A 16,666-nucleotide genomic window follows, 5' to 3' on the forward strand; every position below is an offset into this window, starting at 1 on the left:
GACCTCATGCTGCGCATCGCCGTCCCCAACAAGGGTTCCCTCTCAGGCCCTGCGGCGGACATGCTGCATGAGGCCGGCTACCAGCAGCGCCGGGAATCCAAGGAACTGCGGATCGTCGACCCGGAGAACGAGGTCGAGTTCTTCTACCTCCGCCCCCGCGACATCGCGATCTACGTCTCCTCCGGCCGCCTGGACATCGGCATCACCGGCCGCGACCTGCTGATCGACTCCGCGGCCGACTCCGAGGTCATCCTCCCGCTCGGCTTCGCCCGCTCCACCTTCCGCTTCGCCGCCAAGCCCGGCACCGCGAACGGCATCGAGGACCTCAAGGGCAAGACGGTCGCCACCTCCTACGAGGGCATCGTCGAGGGCCACCTCGCCGACAACGGCATCGACGCCTCCGTCGTCCACCTCGACGGCGCCGTCGAGACGGCCATCGAACTGGGCGTCGCCGAGGTCATCGCCGACGTCGTCGAGACCGGCACCTCGCTGCGCAACGCGGGCCTGGAGGTCTTCGGCGAGCCGATCATGAAGTCCGAGGCCGTCGTCATCCGCCGCACCGGAGCCGACGCCGAGGACCCCAAGGTCCAGCAGTTCCTGCGCCGCCTCCAGGGCGTCCTGGTGGCCCGGACGTACGTGATGATGGACTACGACTGCCGGGTCGAGCAGCTGGAGAAAGCCGTCGCCCTCACCCCCGGCCTGGAGTCCCCGACCGTGTCCCCGCTGCACAACGAGGGCTGGGTCGCCGTCCGCGCGATGGTCCCGTCCAAGGAGGCCCAGCGGATCATGGACGACCTGTACGACATCGGCGCCCGGGCCATCCTCACGACGGCCATCCACGCCTGCCGCCTCTGAGAGCCCCGCCATGTCCGAACTGCCCGCACTGCCCGTCACCTTCCGACCGGGCCGCACCCGTGCCGTCCTGCTCACCGCCGGTGCCACGATCTTCGTGGTCATCACGGCCGTCGCCCTCCTGCTGGAGAAGCTCGGCCCGGGGGAGCGCCTCAGCTTCGTCCTCACCGGGGCGCTGATGTTCGGCGTCCTGGCGATGCTGGCCCGGGTCAAGGTCGTCGCCGACGACTCCGGGGTCACGGTCGTCAACATCGCGAGCCGGCGCCGGCTGGACTGGGCCGAGATCCTCCGGGTCAACCTGCGCCCCGGCGACCCCTGGGTCTTCCTCGACCTCAGCGACGGCACCAGCCTGCCCGCGCTCGGCATCCAGCCCGGCATCGCCAAGCAGCGCGCCATCGAGGACGCGCGGACCCTGCGCGCCCTCGCCGAGGCCCGCTCGATCCGCGACTCCGGCGAACACCGGGCCTGAGTGAGGGCGCTCACCCTGCCGCACGGGCCCGGGTCTTGATTAATCTGTTGGCGGAGGCGTTTTCACGACGCCTCCGCCGCTGATGTTCCCCCCGGTCCTCAGAGGCCCCCTGCTACCCGAGGAGTGACTCCCTCCAGCGATGGACGGATCGTCCTGTAGTACCTGCGCCGCCCCCTCCCGACATATCGAGGCGGCGGCATGACCATCCCCCTGCTGCTGCTCGCAGCCGCGTTCCTGCTGATCCTCGCCAACGGCTTCTTCGTCGCCGCCGAGTTCGGCCTGGTGACGGTCGACCGGCCCGAGGCCGAGAAGGCCGCCGCCGAGGGCGACCGCCGGGCCCGTACGGTCGTGGAGTCCCTGAAGGAACTCTCCTTCCAGCTCTCCGGCACCCAGCTCGGCATCACCATCACCTCCCTCGTGGTCGGCATGCTCGCCGAACCCGCCCTCGCGGCGCTGCTGAGCGGCCCGATCACCGCGCTGGGCATCCCCGAGGGAGCCGTCTCCGGGGTCGCCGTGATCGTCGGCATGCTCATGGCGTCAGCCGTGCAGATGGTGATCGGTGAACTGGTGCCCAAGAACTGGGCGGTCTCCCGGCCGCTCCAGGTGGCACGGTTCGTCGCCGGACCCCAGCACCTCTTCGCCCGGATCCTCCGGCCCGTCATCGCGGCCCTCAACGCCGTCGCCAACCGGATGGTGCGCGCGCTCGGCATCGAGCCCACCGAGGAGCTGGCCTCCGCCCGCACCCCCGGCGAACTCGTCTCCCTGGCCCGCCACTCCGCGCGGGCCGGCACCCTGGAGCAGGACACCGCAGACCTGTTCGTGCGGACCCTGTCGCTCGGCGAGCTGACCGCGCAGCACGTGATGACCCCGCGGGTGCGGGTCAGCGCGCTCCAGTCCTCGGCGACCGCCGAGGACGTCGTCAACCTGACCCGCGCCACCGGCCTGTCCCGCTTCCCCGTCTACCGGGACCGGATCGACGAGGTCGTCGGCATGGTCCACCTCAAGGACGCCCTCGCCGTCCCCGCGCCGGACCGGCTGCGCACCTCCGTCGACCGGATCGCCCGGCCGGCCCTGCTGGTCCCCGAGACCCTGCCGGTCCGGCCGCTGCTGGCCCGGCTGCGCAGCGAACAGCCCATCGCGGTCGTCGTCGACGAGTACGGCGGCACCGCCGGTGTGGTCACCCTGGAGGACATCGTCGAGGAGATCGTCGGCGAGGTCCGCGACGAGCACGACGGCCAGGACCTCCCCGAACTCGCCTCCGCCCCGGCGGAGGACGGCAGGCCCGCCTGGGACGCCGACGGCAGCTGCCGGGTCGACGTCCTCAGGCGCATAGGACTCGACGTGCCCGAGGGCCCGTACGAGACCGTCGCCGGACTGGTCGCCGACCTGCTCGGCCGGATCCCGGTCCCCGGCGACCGGGCCGAACTGCCCGGCTGGCGGCTGTCGGTGCGCCAGGTCGGCCACTACCGCGCCGAGCGGGTCCGCCTGGTGCGGACCGCCCCCGTGCCGGAGGCCGTCCGATGAGCCTCGTCCAACTGCTCTTCGCCGGCCTGCTCGTACTGGCCAACGGATTCTTCGTCGGCGCCGAGTTCGCCCTGGTCTCGGTCCGCCGCAGCCAGATCGAACCGCTCGGCACCGCCCGCGCCCGGCAGGTCCTGTACGGCCTGGAGCACCTGCCGCAGATGATGGCCGCCGCCCAGTTCGGCATCACGATCTGCTCGCTGACCCTGGGAGCGGTGGCCGAACCGACCGTGGCGCACCTGCTGGAGCCCCTCTTCGAGTGGATCCACCTGCCCCACGCGATGATCCATCCGCTGGGGTACGTCATCGCCCTCGCGACCGTCGTCTTCTTCCACCTCGTCATCGGCGAGATGGTCCCGAAGAACCTCGCGATGGCCGCGCCCGAGAAGGCGGCCCTGTGGCTCAGCCCGGGTCTGGTCGCCTTCGCCCGGCTGTGCCGGCCGATCACCGTGGCCCTCGGCGCCTGCGCCCAGGGCATCCTGCGGCTGTTCCGGGTCGAGCCCAAGGACGAGGTCGAGGCGGTGTTCACCAGCGAGCAGCTCAACCGGCTGGTGGAGGACGCCGGTCAGGCGGGCCTGCTGGACCCGGAGGAGCAGGAGCGCCTGGAGGACGCCCTGGAGCTGGGCTCCCGGACGGTGACGGACGTCCTGCTGGGCCGGGAGTCACTGGTGACGGTCCCGCCGTCGGTGACACCGGGCCGGATCGTCGAGCTGACCGCCCGCACCGGCTACTCCCGCTTCCCGGTGGTGGCCGAGACGGGCGCCTTCATGGGCTACCTGCACGTCAAGGACGTACTGGACCTGGAGGACTCGGAGCGGGCGGTGCCCCAGCAGGTCTGGCGCCCCATGACGACACTGCGGCCGGAACTCCCGCTGGACGACGCCCTCACGGTGATGCGGCGGGCGGCCACGCATCTGGCCCAGGTCGCGGACGCCTCGGGCAAGGTCCTGGGCCTGGTCGCCCTGGAGGACGTACTGGAACACCTGGTCGGCGAGGTAACGGACCCGGCCCACCGATCCCTGCCCCAACAGGCCCTGGCCAGCTGACCAACAGCCCCCGCGCCCCCACCAGGGGCGCGGGGACCCGCACCTGCCCAACACGGGTATCGACCACCCCCTGAGGGGCGCGGGGAACCGCGCGCCAAGCCACGACCCACCCGCACCTGCCCAACACGGGTATCGACCACCCCCTCAGGGGCGCGGGGAACCGCGCGCCAAGCCACGACCCACCCGCACCTGCCCAACACGGGTATCGACCACCCCCTGAGGGGCGCGGGGAACCGCGCGCCAAGCCACGACCCACCCGCAGCCGCCGCACAACGACAACCCCACCCCAGGAGGCGGCCCTACACCCCAGGAGGATCCTGGGGCCCCCGCCCCGACAGAACCTCCCCGTACGCCTGCATCAGATCCGGCAACCGCAAGGTCGACAAGTCGTCCCGGGTCAACACCCCCGGGTATGTCGACAACCGCAGATCCCGGTACGCGCAGCTCTTCTCGTACAGCGTCCGCAGGAACCGCCCGTTGCCCAGCTCGTCGATCCACCCCTGGTCCACCACGTGCCCGGCGATGGAGCGCAGCTCGTCCAGCGCCTCCTCGTCCCACACGTCGCCGTTCTCCCCGGCGAGCACCTCACCGATGGAGGTGAGTTCCAGCGGCCGGTAGGAGGGGAAGTCCACCCGGGTCGTGAAGCGGGAGGACAGCCCCGGGTTGGCGGCCAGCAGCCGGTCCATGCCCTCCGGGTAGCCGGCCAGGATCACCACGAGATGGTCCCGGTTGTCCTCCGCCCGCTTCAGCAGGACCTGGAGCGCCTCGTCCCCGTACGCGTCGCCCTTGCCGTACCCGGAGTTGGACAGCGCGTACGCCTCGTCGACGAAGAGCACGCCGCCGAGCGCCGAGTCGATCAGTTCGTTGGCCTTCACGGCCGTCTGCCCGAGGTACTCGCCGACCAGGTCAGCCCGCTGGGCCTCGACCAGATGGTCACCGCCGAGCAGTCCGAGGGCGTAGAACACCCGCCCCAGGATGCGCGCGACCGTGGTCTTCCCGGTGCCCGAGGGGCCGGAGAAGACGAAGTGCCGTTTGGGCGGCTGCACCGGAAGGCCCTGCCCGGCCCGCAGCCGGGCCATGTTCAGCTGCGCCGACAGCGCCTTGACCTGGCGTTTGACCGGCTCCAGGCCGACCATGCGCTCCAGTTCGGCGAGCGCCTCCTCCAGCAGCCCGGGATCGGTGGGCCCCGCCGGCGGCGGCTGCCCGGGAAGCCCGGCCCGCTCCCGCACCCCCGGCTCCGGCACCGGCGGCAGGGGCCCCGACGCCACCGGATCGAGCCCCGAGAGCTTCAGGTCGCGCCCCTCGAAGAGCGGGTCGAGGGTGTCGGGGCCGTCGACGGAGTCCTGCCCGAAGCCGGCGAGCGCGATCGGCGCGAGATCACCCGCCTCGTCGAAGCCGTCGCCCTCGGCGATGGCCGCGAGCCGCGCCGAGGTGTCCATGAAGGCGGCGTCCACCCGGTGCACGGCCCGGTACAGGGGGAGCGCGGCCGCCGAGCGGCCGGTTCCCTCGTGGGCCCGCGCCAGCCAGTAGCGCAGCTCCTTGCGCTGCGGCTGCTCGCTGCGGCAGCGCATCAGGGCCGCGGAGAGCAGCGGCTCGGCCTGGCCGTACATCTCCAGGCGGACCCGGGCCATGCCGCCGAACAGGCCCGCCTCGATGCCGAGCATGGGGTCGTCGATCAACGGGTCGGTGTGCCGGACGAGTTGTTCCCAGTCCTTGACCAGGTAGGCCCGGCAGGCGTGCAGGAAGCGGACCTGGGCGTCGGTGTCCACCGGCGGCAGGCCGGCGAGGGCCCGGTCCAGCTCCGGTACGTGCCGGCCGTCCAGCCAGTGCGAGGCGTGCGCGAGCAGCAGATCGCGCGGGCTCTCCAGCACCGGCTGCACCCACCAGCCCAGCCAGTACCAGGAGTTGAGGGTCCGCCGGTGCCGGGTGCGTTGTTCGCCGAAGCGGTCCCGGTGCCGGAACATCCGCAGCAGCGCGGTCGTCGTGTCGACGCGCAGCGCGTGCAGCCCGAGCCAGCCGTCGGCCATGCCGGGATCCAGCCGCACCGCGGTGCGGAACTCCTCCTCGGCCTGCGGATAGGCGCCCATCGTGTAGGCGTCCACGCCTCGCAGCCAGGCGAGGTCGGCCGGGGCCTCGGGGCCCCGCGTGCCGAAGTCCATCACGTCCCCCACGAACCGTGCCCCCGTCGGTCGGTCACCGGGCCGTGGTCCGTCTGCCGCCGGAGTCGAACCGCCGTACCGCGGACCGGAGTTGCAGCGGTGCGCGGAGCCCGGATCCCAGGTCGCACCTAGGGCATCGTACCTGCGGTGGTGTCGCCCGCCCCAGGGTGCGGCACGAGCCCGTTCGGCGAGGTGGGAGCAGAGGGGGCGCACGGTTAGGTGACCGAGGGTGAGCGAATCGTGCCTCGGTGCGGCCGAACTTCGGGGGAGGGCAGAACGAAGCCCCCGATCACGGGGGAACAACCGGGGGCTTCGCGTCTTGGGGGCGGTCCCGAACGGGCCGCACATCCAGAACGTAAGACCTGTACGGCCTTTGGGTCAAGCGGAGTTGGGGCAGTCCGGGAAGTTCCCGCGAGAGGATCTTCACGAGTTCACCACACAGCGGACGGTCCGTCACTCAACGTGAGGAGACGGTTCGTCTCCCGCGTCCCGGCAGGCCCGGGACGCAGCTCGTATCCCTCCCCGCGCTGCCGTACCAGCACCTCGGAGTGGGGGCGCGAGGGGTCCGCCGCGAAGTGCCGCTGCTCCGCCCCGACCCAGCCGTCCCAGAACTCCCGCTGCTCGTCCCCGTCCCTCGACCGACCGCGCGCCCAGGACTCGGCCCGCGGCAGGTCCATCCAGAACAGCAGGGCCAGATGCGGCCGCAGCGCGCGCCGCCCGGCGCCGACCCCTTCGACCAGGACGACGGGGCGGGGCTCCAGGGCGACGGGCGGTCCGAAGCGGCGGGCCCGCCAGTCGTAGGGGGCGTAGTGCGCGGTGGTTCCGCGGGAGAGGGGGGTGATCACCTGCGTCAGCAGTCGGCCGGTCCAGTCGAACAGCTCCTCGTGGCTGGCGATGTCGTCCAGCCGCAGGACCGGCGCCCCGTCCAGCGCGGTGGCCAGCCGGGCGGCGAACGTGGACTTCCCGGATCCCGCGTGTCCGTCGATCCCGATCAGTCGGACCGGGCCGCAGGATGCGGGAAGGCGGTTCAGGCGCGAGGCGAGGTCGTGGATGACGGTTCCCGGGAGTGAGTCGTGGGTGCGCCGGGGGTCCGGTGGCGCACCGGAAGTCTAGTGACGCGGCGACCCGGGGATGCCAGTGGTCCAGTCCAATATTCCTGGGCGCGGCATGCCCCGAAGTGCTGGCAGGAGGCGCCCCCTGCGTTCATAGTTGGCGCACACACCAAGCACTGGACCTGCCCCGACTCGGACACCTGGGGGTCTTCCGCCCATGAGCAGAGCCGAACAGCCGTCCCGCAGAACCGTCCTGACCGCCGCGGTCGCCGCGGCCGTGGCCGGAGGCGCCGGCGCGGTCCCGGCCGTCGCCGCTCCGGCGGGCGGCGCCGGCCGACCCGGGCACGGCCCGGCCCGGCCGATCGACAACCGATCCTGGACGACGTACACCGACTGGCGTTCGGGCACCGCGAAGGGCACCCGCGCCGTCGCGGGCGCCCGCCCCGGCCTGGTGATCGCCGCCCCGGCCGGCGTGGCCGACTACACCGACCCGCACACCGGCACCACCGGAGCCTGGGAGTACGCCACCTGGACCTCCCCGGTCCACCGGCTCCGGGTGCCCGCCACCGAGGCCATCGCGTCCTGGAACGCGGACACCCCGGCCGGGACCTGGATCCAGGTCGAGCTGAGGGGCACCTACTCCGACGGCACCGACACCCCCTGGTACGTCATGGGCCGCTGGGCCGCGGGCGACCAGGACATCCGGCGGACCTCGGTCGACGACCAGACCGACGACAAGAGCACGATCTGGACCGACACCTTCTCCATCGACGACCCGGCGACGGGACTGCGCCTGAACTCCTACCGGTTGCGGCTGACCCTCTACCGCGAGCCGGGCACCAGGCTGACCCCCACCGTGTGGCGGCTCGGCGCCATGGGCTCCGACGTCCCGGACCGCTTCACCGTCCCGGCCTCCACGCCCGGTCTCGCCCAGGAACTCGCGGTCCCGCGCTACTCGCAGGAGATCCACGCGGGCCAGTACCCCGAGTACGACAACGGCGGTGAGGCCTGGTGCAGCCCCACCTCCTCGCAGATGATCATCGAGTACTGGGGCGGCCGGCTCACCGAGGACCAGCTGGCCTGGGTCGACCCGTCGTACGCCGACCCCCAGGTGTGCCACGCGGCCCGGTTCACCTTCGACTACCAGTACGAGGGCTGCGGCAACTGGCCGTTCAACGCGGCCTACGCGGCCACCTTCGACGACCTCCAGGGCGTGGTCACCCGGATCGGTTCGCTGACCGAACTGGAGACGCTGATCGCGGCCGGCATCCCGGCCATAACGTCCCAGTCCTTCCTCAAGGAGGAGCTGACGGGGGCCGGCTACGGCACGTCCGGCCATCTGATGACCGTCATCGGCTTCACGGCCCAGGGCGACGTGATCGCCAACGACCCCGCCTCGCCGAGCAATGACGCGGTGCGGCGGGTGTACCTCAGGCGCGAGTTCGAGAACATCTGGCTGAGGACCAAGCGGTACAACGCGAGCGGCCGGGTCGTCTCGGGCACCGGAGGCGTCTGCTACCTCTACTTCCCGGCCCGCCCGTCGGTGCGCCAGCGACTCGCACTGGCGAGCGTCGGAATCCGCTGACCCCCGGGTGGGGCCCTCCCGCCTCCCTGGAGGACCCCACCCGCGACTGCGTCTTCCGGCGCGCGTCACGCCCGGAAGACGTGGAAGCCGGCGAGGCAGATCTTCTTCCGGTCGTACTCGCTGACCGCTGCGGCGTGGGCGCGCTGTTGCTGCTGCATCACGGCACCCCACACCAGGCCGCACACCACGACGAGCAGCCCGGCCAGGACTCCGCCCGACACGGTCATCGCGACGCCGACCACCACCGCGGCCAACGCCATCCAGAGCCGCACGCCCTCAGCGTCGGGCGGCTTGAACGAGCCCCGGTGCGGGGACTCCGCGGGCAGGGACTCGTACCAGCCGCGGAGATGCTGCACGTTCATCGACTGGCAGGTTGGACACACCATGCCAAACCCCTTACTCCACTCGGCACTTGGCCGAAGGTTCGGGTCCGCGGTACGGGTCCGGCAAGCCACCCGCCCGGTGTGTGATCGACCTCACTGAATGCGGGCAACACGGGCACCGGTCGGCACGCGCGCAACGCTCGCGCAGCCGGTCGGTCACACGGGCGGACGCCATGGACGGGGCTCGTCGGCTGTGAGCAAGGTCTCGGCGGTGGGAGGGCCTTTCGGTGGCAAGGTGGACGGATGAGTACGAATGCAACCACCGCCGCCCGGGTCCGCACCGGCGGTCCCCGCCAGGACGGTCCGAAGGTCCTCGAACATGTCATGGGGTGGACCCTCGTCGTGGTCGTCGCGATGCTCGTGACCCAGCTCGGCCTGATGTGACCTGATTCATTTCCGGACCTGCGATACTGCGGGGGTCTTGCCGCCCGCTCGTAGACCAGGGTCGACATTGAACCAACAGCAGCGCGTCGCGGTGCCCCGTCCCAGGGCCCGCGGCACCGAGCGGTCGGCCGCCCGCCGTGCCGAACTCATCGCCATCGGGCGACGGTTGTTCGCCGACACCTCCTACGACGCGCTGTCGATGGACGACATCGCGCGCCAGGCCCACGTGGCCAAGGGGCTGATCTACTACTACTTCCAGTCCAAGCGCGGCTACTACCTGGCCATCGTCGAGGACGCCGTGGCCGATCTGGTCGCCTGCGCCGCGAGCGGTCTCGAACTGCCCTCCGTGGAGCGGGTGCACCGCACGATCGACAGCTATCTGCGCTACGCCGAGCACCACCAGGCCGCCTACCGCACGATCGTCAGCGGCGGTGTCGGCTTCGACACGGAGGTGCAGGAGATCCGGGACGGGGTGCGCGCGGCGATCGTCGCGACCATCGCCGAGGGCGCCTACGGCCGCACCGACATCGGCCCCACGGCCCGGACCGCCCTGCTGGCCTGGGTGTGCAGCGTCGAGGGCGCGACCCTGGACTGGACGGCCCGGCCCCTGCTGTCCCGCGAGACCATGTGCGAGCTGCTCGTCAGGACACTGGGCGGCACCCTGCGCGCCGTCGAGGAACTGGACCCGGAGTACCCGGCTCCCGCCCCGGCCCGCCGCGCCGGGGCATGACGAGGGGGCGGAGTCTCGTGGTCTCCGCCCCCGGGTCCCCCCTGTCAGGGGTTCACTTGATGGCCTTGATCAGCTCACCGCCCGCGGTGTCACCGCTCAGCTCCCAGAAGAAGGTGCCGGCCAGACCCTGCTGGTTCTTGTACGTCATCTTGGTGGCGATGGTCGCCGGGGTGTCGTAACTCCACCAGTTGGAACCGCACTTGGCGTAGGCGGTGCCGCCCACGGTGCCGGTCGCCGGGCACTTGGTCTTCAGCACCTTGTAGTCCTCGATGCCCTGCTCGTACGTGCCCGCCGCCGGACCGGTCGCGGTGCCGCCGGGGGCCGCCTGGGTCACTCCGGTCCAGCCGCGGCCGTAGAAGCCGATGCCGAGCAGGAGTTTGGAGGCCGGGATGCCGAGGCCCTTGAGCTTGGCGATGGTCGCCGCGCTGTGCATGTTGGCCTTCGGGATGCCCGAGTAGGAGTTCAGCGGCGAGTGCGGGGCCGTCGGACCGGTCGCGTCCCAGGCGCCGAAGTAGTCGTACGTCATCGGGTTGTACCAGTTGACGTACTGCGCGGCGCCCGCGTAGTCGGCCGCGTCGATCTTGCCGCCGGCGGTGGCGTCCGCGGTGATCGCCGCGGTGACCAGGTTGCTGCCGCCGAACTTCGCGCGCAGCGCCTGCATCAGGTTCTTGAAGGCCGCCCGCCCGCTGGTGTCACAGCTCAGCCCGCAGGCGTTGGGGTACTCCCAGTCGATGTCGATGCCGTCGAAGACGTCGGCCCACTTGGAGTTCTCGACCAGGTCGTAGCAGGACTGGGCGAACGCGGCCGGGTTCTGGGCCGCCTGGCCGAAGCCGCCGGACCAGGTCCAGCCGCCGAAGGACCACAGGACCTTGATGTGCGGGTGCTTCTTCTTCAGCTCGCGCAGCTGGTTGAAGGTGCCGCGCAGCGGCTGGTCCCAGGTGTCGGCGACCCCGTCGACCGACTCGGCCGCGGTGTAGGTCCGTTCGGTGGCCGCGTAGTTGTCGCCGACGACGCACTTGCCGCCGGTGACGTTGCCGAAGGCGTAGTTGATGTGGGTGAGCTTCGCCGCGGAACCGGAGGTGTCGATGTTCTTGACGTAGTACTTGCGGTCGTAGGTGCCCCATTCGGTGAAGTAGCCGATCACCTTGGAGCCGGCGGCCCGCTCGGCCGCGGGAGCGTTCGCGCCCGCGCCCGCGGCGGCGGTGCCCGCCCCGGCGAGCAGTCCGGCGCCGAGGACGGCCGCGCAGGCGGCGGAGACGAGCGCCCGGAAACGGGTGCGGTGGGGTATGTGCATCGGGTGTCTCCTCGTGGGGGAGAGGGGAACGCGCGCCGATTGGCATGAACGCGGTAAAGCGTTGTGTCCGCACCCTAGGAGGACTAGACCAGTCGGGTCAATGGTTCGGACCAATCCCGCCGGGCTTGAGTTTTCTTGGAGTAAGCGGTCGTTAACTGGTGACTCGGTGCCTCCGATCGGGCATACTCACAGCGCGCAGCCGCTGGTCAGCAGCTTCCGAGACCCGGAAGTGCGAGCATCGGCCCGCACCATGTGAGACCCCGGCGGAGTCGCCCCACCCAAGGCGCACGGCCGCCGATGCGCCCGAAAAGGGAGGAGAGCGTCGACATGCCCGACCGCGCCCCGCAACCGGTGGACCGTCAACTGCCCACGGACGAGGCCCGGGATCTGATCTCGCTCGTCCGGGACATCGCCCAGCGCGAGATCGCCCCGAAGGCGGCCGAGGAGGAGGACGCCGGACGCTTCCCGCGCGAGGTCTTCTCCCTGCTCTCGGAATCGGGCCTCCTCGGACTGCCCTACGACGCCGACCACGGCGGTGGCGAGCAGCCCTACGAGGTCTACCTCCAGGTCCTCGAAGAGCTCGCCGCGGCCCGCCTCACGGTCGGCCTCGGCGTCAGCGTGCACACCCTCGCCTCCTACGCGCTCGCTGCCTACGGCACCAAGGAACAGCAGGTCGAGCACCTCCCGGCGATGCTCGGCGGAGGTCTGCTCGGCGCCTACTGCCTGTCCGAGCCGTCGTCCGGCTCCGACGCCGCCTCCCTGCGCACCAAGGCCGTCCGGGACGGGGACGACTGGGTGATCAGCGGCACCAAGGCCTGGATCACCCACGGCGGCATCGCCGACTTCTACACGGTCATGGCCCGCACCGGCGAGGAGGGACCGCGGGGGATCACCGCCTTCCTGGTGCCCGGCGACGCCGAGGGGCTGAGCGCGGCGCCGCCCGAGAAGAAGATGGGCATGAAGGGCTCCCCGACCGCGCAGGTCCACTTCGACGGTGTGCGGGTCTCCGACGCCCGACGGCTCGGCGAGGAGGGACAGGGCTTCGCCATCGCCCTGTCCGCACTGGACTCCGGGCGGCTCGGCATCGCGGCCTGCGCGATCGGCGTGGCCCAGGCGGCGCTGGACGAGGCCGTGGCGTACGCCGCCTCGCGCAAGCAGTTCGGACGTCCGATCGCGGACTTCCAGGGGCTGCGCTTCATGCTCGCCGACATGGCGACCCGGATCGAGGCCGGCCGGGCGCTCTACCTGGCGGCGGCGCGGCTGCGGGACGCGGGGCGCCCGTTCGCCAAGCAGGCGGCCATGGCCAAGCTGCACTGCACGGACGCCGCGATGAAGGTGACCGTCGACGCGGTGCAGATCCTCGGCGGGTACGGCTACACCGCCGACTTCCCCGCCGAGCGCTACATGCGTGAGGCCAAGGTGCTCCAGATCGTGGAGGGCACCAACCAGATTCAGCGGATGGTCATCGCCCGTCACCTCGTGGGTCCCGAGGGGCGCTGAACTCGCCGGGCCGCACCGTCGGCGCCGCCAGCCTGACCCACTCGGGGTCGTGGTGGCCCGGCAGGGTGCGGCCCCGGTCCGCCCAAGTGCGCATCAGATCCCGGTAGATGGGCGGGTCCGGGAGTTGCGGCGGTGCGAGCGGAACCGATTCTGCGGGCTGCGGCACGAAGACGATCCGCGGACGCTCCGCCGTCGAATGTGTGAGGGCCATACCAGGGCAACGCCGGGCGGCCGCACAGGTCACCGATCCGTCGAATCGGGCGTGCGTTCGCCGCCCTCACCCGGGCACGCCGAACCCGCACCACGACCCGCTGGAAGTGGTGCGGGAGGCCGGCCGTCAGAGCCGGGAAAGCGGGGCGTGGTGGCTCAGGCCGCGGCCTGGCCGCGCATCGTCGGTACGCGCATCGGGCGCGAGCCCGGACCGCCGACGTGCGAGAAGGGCTGGGTCCGCCAGTCGAGTCCCTGAGGGAGCGTCAACAGCAGCGCGGTGACCTGCTCCTGGGGCTCGGCCGACTCGTCCGCCGAGCGGGCCTCGGAGGCGCGGCGTCCGGTGCCGGCGCACACCGTCAGGCCGAACGGGTTCCACGGAGAGGCGCACAGGGCGTGCTCCGGCAGGACCTCCTCGTCCGCCAGCAGCGCGATGGGCTGCGCGCAGTCCGGGCAGATCACCCGGTACATCTCGAAGGTGTCGTACGCGTCGAACTCGTCGTCCCCGAAGTCGGGTTCGACGCCCTCCGGCTCGGGTTCGACGACGAGCTGCGGGCGCTTGGGTGCGGTACGACCAGGGCGCTTAAGACTCTGCATGGGATTCTCCCCCTCGGGCTGGGCCGTGAACGGCGCTGCGGCCTCGACCACAGCAAGCACTTCCCGCCCGGTCTCGGCGGTAATCACGACCGCATCACGGAGGAGCCCCGAGTGCTGTGGCGTTCGTCACATGCCGCCCGCAGGTGCCCGAGGCGGCCCATTTGTCCCCCGGGTGACGCACCGGCGCCACCCGTCACATCACGGAACGGGTATGACCTGGACCGCTCAGCTATCCCATGAGGTCAGGGGCACTGTAGGTTCTGCGCCATGGAGGAGCTGGACCGACAGATCGTGCAGCTGCTCGTCAAGGACGGGCGGATGAGCTACACCGACCTGGGCAAGGCCACGGGCCTGTCCACGTCGGCCGTGCACCAGCGGGTGCGACGGCTCGAACAGCGTGGTGTCATCCGCGGGTACGCCGCGGTCGTGGACCCCGAGGCCGTCGGGCTGCCCATGACCGCCTTCATCTCGGTGAAACCCTTCGACCCGAGCGCCCCGGACGACATCGCGGAGCGCCTCGCCGGCGTTCCCGAGATCGAGGCGTGCCACAGCGTGGCCGGCGACGAGAACTACATCCTCAAGGTGCGTGTGGCGACCCCGCACGAACTGGAGGAGCTGCTGGCCCGCCTGCGCTCGCTGGCGGGGGTCTCCACCCGTACGACGGTCGTGCTCTCCACGCCCTACGAGGCCCGGCCGCCGCGCGTCTGACCCCACCTGCGTGCCGGGCGGCGCACGCGAGGCGGGAGACTGTTCCCCATGAGTGAGCGCACTGCCCCGTCCGATTCCGCGTCCAGGACCGTCCTGCTCCGCCGCGGAGAGGTCCACAGCCCCGCCGACCCCTTCGCCACCGCGATGGTCGTCGAGCGCGGCCAGGTCGCCTGGGTCGGTTCGGAGGGCGCCGCCGACGCCTTCGCCGACGGTGTGGACGAGGTCGTGGACCTGGACGGCGGGCTCGTCACCCCGGCCTTCACCGACGCCCACGTCCACACCACCGCCACCGGTCTCGCCCTGACCGGCCTCGACCTGTCCGCCGCCCCCTCCCTGGAGGCGGCCCTCGCTCTCGTCCGGGACTTCGCCGCCGCCCGCCCCGCCGACCGGGTGCTGCTCGGGCACGGCTGGGACGCGGCCCGCTGGCCCGGCGGCCGGCCCCCGACCCGGGCCGAGCTGGACGCGGCCACCGGCGGCCGCCCCCTGTACCTCTCCCGCATCGACGTCCACTCGGCGGTCGTGACGACGGCCCTGCTGGACCTGGTGCCGGGCCCGCCGCCCGCCGACGGCCCGCTCACCGCGGACGCCCACCACGCCGTACGGGCCGCCGCGCTCGCCGCGGTGACCCCGGCCCAGCGCGCCGAGGCCCAGCGGGCCGCGCTCGCCCACGCGGCCTCCCTCGGCATCGGCACCGTCCACGAGTGCGCGGGCCCGGAGATCTCCTCCGAGGACGACTTCACCGGGCTGCTCCGGCTCGCCGCCGACGAGTCCGGGCCGCGGGTCGTGGGCTACTGGGCCGAACAGGACGTCGACAAGGCGCGGGAGCTGGGCGCGGTGGGCGCGGCGGGCGACCTCTTCGTCGACGGCGCGCTCGGCTCGCACACCGCCTGTCTGCACCAGCCGTACGCCGACGCGGGCCACTCGGGCCTCGCGTACCTCGACTCCGCCGCCGTCGCCGCCCATGTCGCCGCCTGTACCGAGGCGGGGCTCCAGGCGGGCTTCCACGCCATCGGCGACGCCGCCGTGACGGCCGTCGTGGAGGGCGTGCGGGCCGCGGCGGAGAAGGTCGGCCTCGCCCGTGTCCGGGCCGCCCGCCACCGCGTCGAGCACGCCGAGATGCTCACCCCCGAGACGATCGCCGCCTTCGCCGAACTCGGCCTGACCGCCTCCGTGCAGCCGGCCTTCGACGCCCTGTGGGGCGGCGAGGAGGGCATGTACGCCACCCGCCTGGGCGCCGAACGGGCCCGCACCCTGAACCCGTTCGCGGCCCTGCTGCGGGCCGGTGTCCCGCTCGCCTTCGGCTCCGACAGCCCCGTCACCCCGCTCGACCCCTGGGGCACCGTCCGGGCCGCCGCCTTCCACCGCACCCCCGGGCACGGCATCTCGGTGCGGGCCGCCTTCACGGCCCATACCCGGGGCGGCTGGCGCGCGGTCGGCCGCGACGACGCGGGCGTCCTGGTCCCGGGCGCGCCCGCCGACTACGCCGTGTGGCGCACGGACGAACTGGTGGTCCAGGCGCCGGATGACCGGGTCGCCCGCTGGTCGACCGACCCCCGCTCCGGCACCCCCGGCCTGCCCGACCTCACCCCCGGCCGTGACCTGCCCGTCTGCCTGCGCACGGTGGTGGGCGGCCGGACCGTGTTCGTACGCCCGGGCGAGTGATCTCCCGGGCCGGCGTACCGCCGATCAGGCGCCGCGACGGCGTCGCACGACCTGCGTATCCTCGGCGCTGACCTGGGAGTTGGCGAAGGAAGCGCAGGTCGAACGGCTGTTGACAGCCGACGGCGGGGGGCCGGTAGGTTCGGCCGAGTCCACCACCGGACGCCCGACCAGGTATGCGCGAACTTCCGGGACTCGTCGCGAACGCCGCTGGGTCAGGGACGGTGTGCCGCACCGGCGCACCGCCACTGGGAGCCAGGCTCAGCGTCCGCGTCACGGCGAGGGAACGTTCCGGCCGGTCGGGGAGGTGTGACCCGGGTGGGGCCCGGGCGCTCAGTAGACAACGGCTTTCGGTCGACCCGCAGCCAGCGGGCCCCAGGTCGGCCCGAAGGGCGCCGGGCCCCCATCCGCAGAGTCCACCGCTCATGATCCCGAAAAGCAGATGGCTACCCCGCTCTTGTGGAATCGACACCACCATACGAACGTGATGTCACTTAATCGCAGGCCGAGCCCACTAAGG

General features: G+C 72.1%; 15 protein-coding genes. 10 read left to right on the forward strand and 5 right to left on the reverse strand.

Annotated features, from left to right (window positions below):
* Nucleotides 1-6: 6 nt before the first annotated feature.
* From hisG to AB0E07_RS25015, 4 genes are all read left to right on the forward strand, one after another.
* Nucleotides 7-855 carry an ATP phosphoribosyltransferase gene (hisG, locus tag AB0E07_RS25000; RefSeq protein ID WP_362256248.1) on the forward strand — a complete coding sequence of 283 codons (849 nt, stop codon included), beginning with the start codon at nucleotides 7-9 and terminating at the stop codon, nucleotides 853-855.
* Between the two features lie 10 nt (nucleotides 856-865).
* Nucleotides 866-1,321 (forward strand): PH domain-containing protein, encoded by a 456-nt coding sequence (locus tag AB0E07_RS25005; protein WP_362256251.1) that lies wholly within the window; start codon nucleotides 866-868, stop codon nucleotides 1,319-1,321.
* A gap of 198 nt (nucleotides 1,322-1,519) precedes the next feature.
* Nucleotides 1,520-2,845, forward strand: coding sequence for a hemolysin family protein (locus AB0E07_RS25010; protein WP_362256254.1), 1,326 nt, complete (start codon nucleotides 1,520-1,522; stop codon nucleotides 2,843-2,845).
* Complete coding sequence (locus AB0E07_RS25015; RefSeq protein WP_362256257.1) at nucleotides 2,842-3,888, forward strand: hemolysin family protein; 1,047 nt, start codon at nucleotides 2,842-2,844, stop codon at nucleotides 3,886-3,888. Before AB0E07_RS25010 ends, AB0E07_RS25015 begins: the two co-directional genes overlap by 4 nt.
* A gap of 299 nt (nucleotides 3,889-4,187) precedes the next feature.
* Here AB0E07_RS25015 and AB0E07_RS25020 read toward each other — a convergent pair whose 3' ends face one another.
* Nucleotides 4,188-6,047, reverse strand: a complete 1,860-nt coding sequence (locus AB0E07_RS25020) for an AAA family ATPase (protein WP_362256260.1) — start codon at nucleotides 6,045-6,047, stop codon at nucleotides 4,188-4,190.
* Nucleotides 6,048-6,478: 431 nt separating this feature from the next.
* Nucleotides 6,479-6,892 (reverse strand): hypothetical protein, encoded by a 414-nt coding sequence (locus AB0E07_RS25025; protein ID WP_362256263.1) that lies wholly within the window; start codon nucleotides 6,890-6,892, stop codon nucleotides 6,479-6,481.
* Between the two features lie 424 nt (nucleotides 6,893-7,316).
* Here AB0E07_RS25025 and AB0E07_RS25030 point away from each other — a divergent pair, with 424 nt between their 5' ends.
* Complete coding sequence (locus AB0E07_RS25030; protein WP_362256265.1) at nucleotides 7,317-8,684, forward strand: peptidase C39 family protein; 1,368 nt, start codon at nucleotides 7,317-7,319, stop codon at nucleotides 8,682-8,684.
* Between the two features lie 65 nt (nucleotides 8,685-8,749).
* Here the strand turns inward: AB0E07_RS25030 and AB0E07_RS25035 are convergent, their stop codons facing one another.
* Nucleotides 8,750-9,046: a hypothetical protein gene (locus AB0E07_RS25035; RefSeq protein ID WP_362256268.1), complete on the reverse strand. Its 297-nt coding sequence runs from the start codon at nucleotides 9,044-9,046 to the stop codon at nucleotides 8,750-8,752.
* Between the two features lie 264 nt (nucleotides 9,047-9,310).
* Between AB0E07_RS25035 and AB0E07_RS25040 the strand changes: the two genes are divergently transcribed.
* Together AB0E07_RS25040 and AB0E07_RS25045 are read left to right on the forward strand one after the other, a co-directional pair.
* A complete protein-coding gene (locus AB0E07_RS25040; protein ID WP_362256271.1) occupies nucleotides 9,311-9,451 on the forward strand; it encodes an SCO1431 family membrane protein in 141 nt (46 codons plus the stop codon).
* A 67-nt stretch (nucleotides 9,452-9,518) separates the two neighbouring features.
* Nucleotides 9,519-10,181 carry a TetR/AcrR family transcriptional regulator gene (locus tag AB0E07_RS25045; protein ID WP_362256274.1) on the forward strand — a complete coding sequence of 221 codons (663 nt, stop codon included), beginning with the start codon at nucleotides 9,519-9,521 and terminating at the stop codon, nucleotides 10,179-10,181.
* Nucleotides 10,182-10,233: 52 nt separating this feature from the next.
* Here AB0E07_RS25045 and AB0E07_RS25050 read toward each other — a convergent pair whose 3' ends face one another.
* Nucleotides 10,234-11,475: a glycoside hydrolase family 18 protein gene (locus tag AB0E07_RS25050; protein ID WP_362256277.1), complete on the reverse strand. Its 1,242-nt coding sequence runs from the start codon at nucleotides 11,473-11,475 to the stop codon at nucleotides 10,234-10,236.
* A gap of 327 nt (nucleotides 11,476-11,802) precedes the next feature.
* Here AB0E07_RS25050 and AB0E07_RS25055 point away from each other — a divergent pair, with 327 nt between their 5' ends.
* Nucleotides 11,803-12,975, forward strand: a complete 1,173-nt coding sequence (locus tag AB0E07_RS25055) for an acyl-CoA dehydrogenase family protein (protein ID WP_362256280.1) — start codon at nucleotides 11,803-11,805, stop codon at nucleotides 12,973-12,975.
* 366 nt (nucleotides 12,976-13,341) lie between these two features.
* Here AB0E07_RS25055 and AB0E07_RS25060 read toward each other — a convergent pair whose 3' ends face one another.
* Nucleotides 13,342-13,779: a hypothetical protein gene (locus AB0E07_RS25060; protein ID WP_362256283.1), complete on the reverse strand. Its 438-nt coding sequence runs from the start codon at nucleotides 13,777-13,779 to the stop codon at nucleotides 13,342-13,344.
* Nucleotides 13,780-14,046: 267 nt separating this feature from the next.
* Here AB0E07_RS25060 and AB0E07_RS25065 point away from each other — a divergent pair, with 267 nt between their 5' ends.
* Both AB0E07_RS25065 and AB0E07_RS25070 read left to right on the forward strand, forming a co-directional pair.
* Nucleotides 14,047-14,487, forward strand: coding sequence for an Lrp/AsnC family transcriptional regulator (locus AB0E07_RS25065; RefSeq protein ID WP_362256286.1), 441 nt, complete (start codon nucleotides 14,047-14,049; stop codon nucleotides 14,485-14,487).
* 48 nt (nucleotides 14,488-14,535) lie between these two features.
* Nucleotides 14,536-16,149, forward strand: a complete 1,614-nt coding sequence (locus AB0E07_RS25070) for an amidohydrolase (protein ID WP_362256288.1) — start codon at nucleotides 14,536-14,538, stop codon at nucleotides 16,147-16,149.
* Nucleotides 16,150-16,666 lie beyond the last annotated feature (517 nt).

Origin of the sequence: Streptomyces sp. NPDC048002 (genome assembly GCF_040653275.1) — a bacterium.
Taxonomy (GTDB): Bacteria; Actinomycetota; Actinomycetes; order Streptomycetales; family Streptomycetaceae; genus Streptomyces.